General features: G+C 58.9%; 5 protein-coding genes and 3 pseudogenes. 7 read left to right on the forward strand and 1 reads right to left on the reverse strand.

Annotated features, from left to right (window positions below; translation table 11 throughout):
* Positions 1 to 181 precede the first annotated feature (181 nt).
* Positions 182 to 550, reverse strand: a pseudogene (locus EOA38_RS25190) (integrase); the annotation flags it as partial.
* A 403-nt stretch (positions 551 to 953) separates the two neighbouring features.
* On the opposite strand from EOA38_RS25190, the gene EOA38_RS25195 reads away from it, so the two are divergent.
* The 7 genes and pseudogenes from EOA38_RS25195 to EOA38_RS25225 all read left to right on the forward strand — a co-directional run.
* A complete protein-coding gene (locus EOA38_RS25195; protein WP_127300501.1) occupies positions 954 to 1,757 on the forward strand; it encodes a DUF1269 domain-containing protein in 804 nt (267 codons plus the stop codon).
* Between the two features lie 107 nt (positions 1,758 to 1,864).
* Positions 1,865 to 2,488: a hypothetical protein gene (locus EOA38_RS25200; protein ID WP_127300502.1), complete on the forward strand. Its 624-nt coding sequence runs from the start codon at positions 1,865 to 1,867 to the stop codon at positions 2,486 to 2,488.
* Positions 2,489 to 2,551: 63 nt separating this feature from the next.
* On the forward strand, positions 2,552 to 2,815 hold the full coding sequence (locus EOA38_RS25205; RefSeq protein WP_210212985.1) for a hypothetical protein: 264 nt from the start codon (positions 2,552 to 2,554) through the stop codon (positions 2,813 to 2,815).
* Positions 2,816 to 2,825: 10 nt separating this feature from the next.
* Positions 2,826 to 3,326, forward strand: coding sequence for a hypothetical protein (locus EOA38_RS25210; RefSeq protein WP_127300504.1), 501 nt, complete (start codon positions 2,826 to 2,828; stop codon positions 3,324 to 3,326).
* A 46-nt stretch (positions 3,327 to 3,372) separates the two neighbouring features.
* Positions 3,373 to 3,972, forward strand: a complete 600-nt coding sequence (locus EOA38_RS25215) for a DUF308 domain-containing protein (RefSeq protein WP_127300505.1) — start codon at positions 3,373 to 3,375, stop codon at positions 3,970 to 3,972.
* A gap of 293 nt (positions 3,973 to 4,265) precedes the next feature.
* Positions 4,266 to 4,783, forward strand: a pseudogene (locus tag EOA38_RS25220) (DUF1614 domain-containing protein).
* 826 nt (positions 4,784 to 5,609) lie between these two features.
* Positions 5,610 to 6,042 (forward strand): annotated as a pseudogene (locus EOA38_RS25225) (7-cyano-7-deazaguanine synthase); the annotation flags it as partial.

A 6,042-nucleotide genomic window follows, 5' to 3' on the forward strand; every position in this document is an offset into this window, starting at 1 on the left:
GAACTGCAGCGCGACTGGCAGCGCAAGGACACCGTGGGCGAGTTCGCCAACATCTTCTTTGCGGGCAACTGAGATGCCGCAATTCCTAAAAGCCGGGACCGGCACCTCCCAGCAATCGGTTACGCCGTCGGCCTTTTGGCTATGACCTGCACCGCCACACCTCTACGGGCTGCGGAAGAAACGGCAACGCATAATCGTCGACCGTGCCGCCGCGCCGTTCTAGCCATACGAGAAGACTGGAGCGTGCATCGCTCGTCAACTCCAACTGAACCGGTCGGCCTGTCTTCTGTTGCACGACCCTCGCGCGGGTTCGAATTTCCGGCCCGAGAACCAAGGTGCCAATCTTGACCTTGACGAGATCGCAGCCCCGCAACTTGCTGTCGATTGCTAGATCGAAGAGGGCTCGATCGCGCAATCGCCGCTCTCGGTCGAGAAAGAACCGGATCGCCCATATCTGTCGAGGTTTCAACGGCCGTTTCGTTCCGACCTTCTTGCCCGCGTTCCACGCGCGGCGATTGGGAGCGGTGGGGTCATAGGGAGAATGTCCCATTTCGTTTCTCCTTCGGCCATGATTGGCCACGGGAGCAACACCCAGGTCAGGCACCTACTCGGTTGGGATTTGGGGCCGAAGGCAGACTCCGGTTACGGAACACATCTGACTGGAGCTGACATCTCGCAAAGGACGGCGGTCAAGTCCGTCGCATCAAGGTGAGACCGTGATGCGTCTTTTGCACATTTCCAAACTCATCTTGGAGCCGCCATTCTCGCCTCAGGCGCCCCAGGGTGCGCGATTGTTCGGAGTTGACGCAAGTCAAAGCAGTGCCTCCTGGGAAGAGTAAATTTCTCCTCCCCTGAGACTTGACGTTGAAGGTCGACCATTCAGGGGACTGCTGTCCTGAAATAGCATCGACCATCACGGCATAGCGGCACTTTTCCCAGACGGAGGCGAAGTCATGAGCAAGTTCGTTGTCATCGTGTTTCCAACCGAGGCGAAAGCCTACGAGGCCACTCGCGCGCTGCAGGAGCTTCATGCCGAAGGAAGTCTGACGCTCTACGGGATGGCCGTAATCGCGAAAGACGCCGAAGGCCATTTCGGGGTCAAGCAGACTGCTGACGAGGGCCCCCTTGGCACTGCAGTGGGCGCCTTGGTCGGCGGACTTATCGGCCTGGTCGGCGGTCCGGCTGGCGTGCTCGTCGGTATGACGGGCGGCACACTCGTCGGAAGCATGACGGACCTATTCAATTATGGCGTCGGCGAAGATTTCATCTGGAAGGTCTCGAAGACGATGCTGGAAGCAGGCAAAACGGCGGTCGTTGCCGAAGTGACCGAGAACTGGACCACGCCGTTGGACGCGCGCATGGAAGCCTTGGGTGGCACGGTGATGCGGACCTGGCGAGCCGACTTCGAGGATGAGCAGATCGCCAAGGAGCTTGCTGCGCGCAGGGCCGAGCTGCAGGAGCTGCACGCCGAGTATGCCCAGGCAAATGCAGATGCCAAAGCACGACTCAAGGCGAAGCTGGACAAGGCGAAATCGGACATCAATCAAGCGGAGAAGCGGCTCCAGACCCGGCTCGAAACGATGGAGACGGAACTGAACGCCAAGATCGCTGAGCTCGAGAAGCAGCGCGCCGCCGCGCAAGCTGAGGCCAAACAAAAGATCAACCAACGCATCGGCGCGGTGCGGGCAGATTTTGAGACCCGCTCTGGCAAGCTGAAGCAGGCGTGGGCACTCACCAAGGAAGCGCTGACTGCGTGAGATCAACCAGATCCTCAGGCGGCCGGTCCCTGGGTCCGGCCCCTTGGGACATGCCAGTTTCATCGCCGGCGAACGAGCGCAGGTAGTACGGCAAAATGGAGGCAATGATGTCGGATCAGAGCAGTATGCATGCCTACCTGAATTGGACCAAGCAACGGATCGATGAGATGGACGCCATCTTGGCATCGCTGGAAGCCAAGGTGGGCCAAGTGAAGGTCGACTCGAAGGCCGATGCCGATCGAATTGTCGCGGATCTCAAGCAGCGGCGCGACGAGTTTGAGGCCAGCGCGAAGGCCCAAGCAAAAGCAGGGCAAGCTGCTATCCGGGAGAACACGGCCAAGTTGGAATCGCAGTGGCGTCGTTTCGAGACCGAGGTCAACACGTATTTCGAGACGGTCGGCAAACAGGCGGAGCAGCAAAAGGCGACATTCCTGCAGGCTGCCGGAGCACAGGCTAAGGCGTGGCGCGAGACGGCCGAGGCATTCCACAATGAAGCTGGGAAGGTCATGACCGCAAGGCGCGCTGACATCGATGTCGCGGTAACTAAGATGAAGGCGGACGCCGCGGAGGCGGAGGCGCGGCTGCATAAGCTGATGCAGGCAGGAGGAGAATCCTGGGCGGCGCTGAGCGCGGCGTTGGCCGAATCGCGCCAAGCATTCGATCGAGCCAATCAACAGGCCGGCGATGCCCTGAAGGGCGGTGCGCAGACCAAATCCGAGTCATCGACCTGAATTCGGGCGAGGTCACTTGGGGAAGGTACTGACGTGAGCACAGATGCTGTAGTCTCCCGCGAGTTGAAATCGCTGCAAGAGGCGGTGGCGCTCTCGCAACAGCAACGGGCGGCCGCAGCCGCTCCGACGAACAATGGTCCCACCGGTGCCGAACCGGTCCACACAGCTGACGACGAAGAATGGCACGCTGACCTGCGCGCGCTTGCCGACGAGGTCACCCTGTTCTTCGAGGAGGCAGAGAAGAACATTTCGCAACATCCGACGTCGAGCGTCGTCGGCGCGCTGCTTGTCGGAATACTGATCGGGCGCCTGCTCGGAAGGCATTGAGGGACGAAGCGTGATTGATCATCTTGTTCGCGACCTGCAGGTGTTGAGAAAAGCCGATCTTCTGATCGGAAAGATTTGGCTGGACATTCTGCTGCGTTGGGCCGGCTTAATTGCCTTCTCTGGCCTCATTGCAGTGTTCGGGCTAGGGATGGTCAACATCGCCGGCTTCTACGCCCTGCAGGTGTCCATCGGCCAAGCATGGGCGGCAGCCGCCGTCGCCCTGATCGACATTGTGATCGCCGCCATCGTGTTGCTTCTCGCCAGCAAGTCCAGGCCCGGACCGGAACTCGAGCTCGCCTTCGAAGTCCGAAAAATGGCTGTCGACTCCATCGAGGCAGACGCGCGTGACCTAAAACTTACCGTCGAGGCAGTCGGTCAGGAACTCAAGAACGTCAGGGCGAACATTACTGAACTCGCGCACAATCCGCTGGATGTCGCCGCGCGAAAACTGCTCGTCCCTGCGGCCCTGTCAATACTGAAGGGAATGCGATCCAGGAAGGAGCAGGCCTGACCGACAAACGCCTGCTCAATCGCGTGGTGGAAAAGGAGAAACTGTCGTGAACGCTTCGCCGACAACCATCAACGAAATGCAGCAGGCGGTCAGAGATGTCGTGCGCTTTCACTCCGGGCTGTTCATCACACAAGGTGTCATCACGACGCTGCTCGGGATCGCAGCCGTCATTTTGCCCAACATCTTCAGCGTTGCCGTTGAACTCTATGTTGGATGGATTTTTCTGTTCAGCGGTCTGACCGGGCTGGTGATGATGCTCTTCGCGCCAAATGCCGCCAACTTCATATGGTCTTTGCTCAGCGGAGCGCTTGCGCTCTTTGCCGGAGTATTGCTGCTCTGGCACCCGATCCAAGGTGTGGTGTCGCTGACACTTCTGCTGGTCGCGTTCTTCATCGCAGAAGGCATGTTTCAGGTCGTGGTTGGCTTCAGCTACCGGTCCGCGTTCCGTGAATCGTGGGGCTGGATGATCATCAGTGGGATCGCCGATCTCGTTCTGGCTGGGTTGCTCATAGCCGGGTGGCCGAGTACGGCTGCCTGGGCGCTGGGTCTGATTGTGGGCGTCAATTTCATCACCTCGGGTGTGGCCATGATCGTGGTGGCAACAGCGGTGCGAGGTGCCCTCGGCGACGTCAAAAAGACAGGCTGATGCAACGCTGCTGCGGGCGATGAGAATCGATCGCCACTCCTATAACCGCGAGTCCCGACGGAGGAATTCCGATGAACTTCCCTCAGTTTTGGTACCTTCCTCTATCGGTCCATTCCTTCTTCATTCTGGTCGTTCTGTTTTTCCTCGTTTTCGTGCTGCTGCCTCTGCGGCTGATAAAATACGCGTACGAACAGTTGGGAGTAAGCCCGACCGGGGCGGTGCTCTTGCTGTTTGCTTCCTTAATCGGAAGCTACATCAACATCCCCTTGGCTGTGATTTCACAAGGCACCGCAATGACCAATCAGGCGGCAGGCTTCTTTGGTATGCATTATCAAGGTGCCTCCGCGACTGATTGGGGTGGTACTGTCCTTGCGATCAATGTCGGAGGAGCGGTCATTCCGGTGATCTTGTCGGCTATCTTCTCACCCGGTGGCAACTCTGGCTGAAAGGGCTGTTGGCAACCGTCGCTGTAGCGGCGATCTGTTACTGGTTTTCGTCTCTGATTCCCGGGATTGGCATAGCCGTCCCGGCATTCGTCCCCGCAACTGCGGCCATATCTGCAGCGCTAATTCTCCTACGCCAACGCCCGGCCCCGCTTGCTTACATTGCCGGATCTCTCGGCACGCTGACCGGCGCCGATCTTCTCAACTTTGACAAGCTGGCCCATCTTCAAGCTCCGATCGTGTCGATTGGCGGAGCTGGGACATTCGATGGCATTTTCGTTACCGGTATCGTAGCGGTCCTGATCACCAGCATTCCGTCACGATGGCACGAAGTCGGCAGCCGATCCCGATTCGGCGGATCAACATGAGATCGACTCCAGATACTTCACCTGGACCTCTATAAATCGATCAACTCTGACCGCCGGCACTGGCTAGGCGAGCGTTCGCCTTATTGGCAAGCACAGCGGCGGCTTCGGCCCCGACTTCAAATCTTCTGAGAGCCCTGCTCAGAGACAAGCGCAGCATTTGAAGCTGTTGCGCACGAGCAGCACGGCCAAGGAATGGAAACGGCTAAATCAAGAACCGGCTGACCGCGTCAGTGAAAGGGTCGCCAGCTTCAGGCGTAGCGGGTACCATATCCTTACGCTAAATTTATCGGGCAAGTGATCCCTTGTTTTCGACACAAAGTGGATTCTCGTCGATTGTTACTCTCTGCAATGTCGGCTTTAGGTAGCAACGAAAATGGGCTTAACGTCCAGGATTGAGGCGCAAAGCCGCCACTAGACTGAGCGTCGCCGATGGCAGAAGAGTTCTTGGTCGATAGTGGGTCTCAAGATGTGGCGGTCCTCTGACTCAAACCCACGATAAGCCCAGCGAACGCGTCCAAAGCGCATCTCGCTATGATGGACCGCCGCCCGACATCTAGATGTTCGATCCCGGCCTTTGTAGTCGTCGTCCGAATCAAGGATAGGTCGCTCTTGCGCTCACTGCAGATTGTCACGACGATCAAGCGGGCGATGCGACCGCCGCGCACTCCTCATTGACATCGGCACAGCACCGGTTATTTGTTGCGCCGGAAAGTGGATGGTGTGTCTGTCCGCTTCGCGGATGGCGCCCATTCCTGCGTGACCCGCTAAATGTCCATCGGCACGTGAGCCGATCCGGTCGCAGCCTACCCGGTAAAAACAAGGAAGCCTGGTTAAGACTATCGTTATCTGTTCCGGCGGATTGGATTCCGTCACGCTCGCCTACAAGGTCGCAGCCGAAAGAGCCCTCACCCGCCTCGTGTCGTTTGACTACGGCCAGCGCCATAAAAAGGAGCTGGACTTTGCGCGGAGGTGCGCCTTGCGCCTTGGCGTGCCACACGACGTCGTCGATATCACCGCGGTCGGACGCCTGCTAACCGGATCGGCGCTGACCAGCGGCGGCCGGTCCCCGAGGGGCACTACGCGGAAGACAGCATGCGCGTCACTGTCGTACCCAATCGCAACGCGATTATGCTGGCGGTAGCCTTTGGTATAGCCGCGGCGGAACAGGCCGATGCCGTGGCGGCAGCGGTCCACGGCGGGGATTATTTCATCTATCCGGACTGCCGCCCGGCTTTCGTCGAAGCCTTCGAGGCCATGCA

This window comes from Mesorhizobium sp. M1E.F.Ca.ET.041.01.1.1 (assembly GCF_003997355.1).
Classification (GTDB): domain Bacteria; phylum Pseudomonadota; class Alphaproteobacteria; order Rhizobiales; family Rhizobiaceae; genus Mesorhizobium.

Excerpts from the sequence above, each read along its gene's own strand:
- EOA38_RS25195 (WP_127300501.1), top strand. The coding sequence starts at position 954 with ATGAGCAAGTTCGTTGTCATCGTGTTTCCAACCGAGGCGAAAGCCTAC.
- EOA38_RS25200 (WP_127300502.1), top strand. The coding sequence starts at position 1,865 with ATGTCGGATCAGAGCAGTATGCATGCCTACCTGAATTGGACCAAGCAA.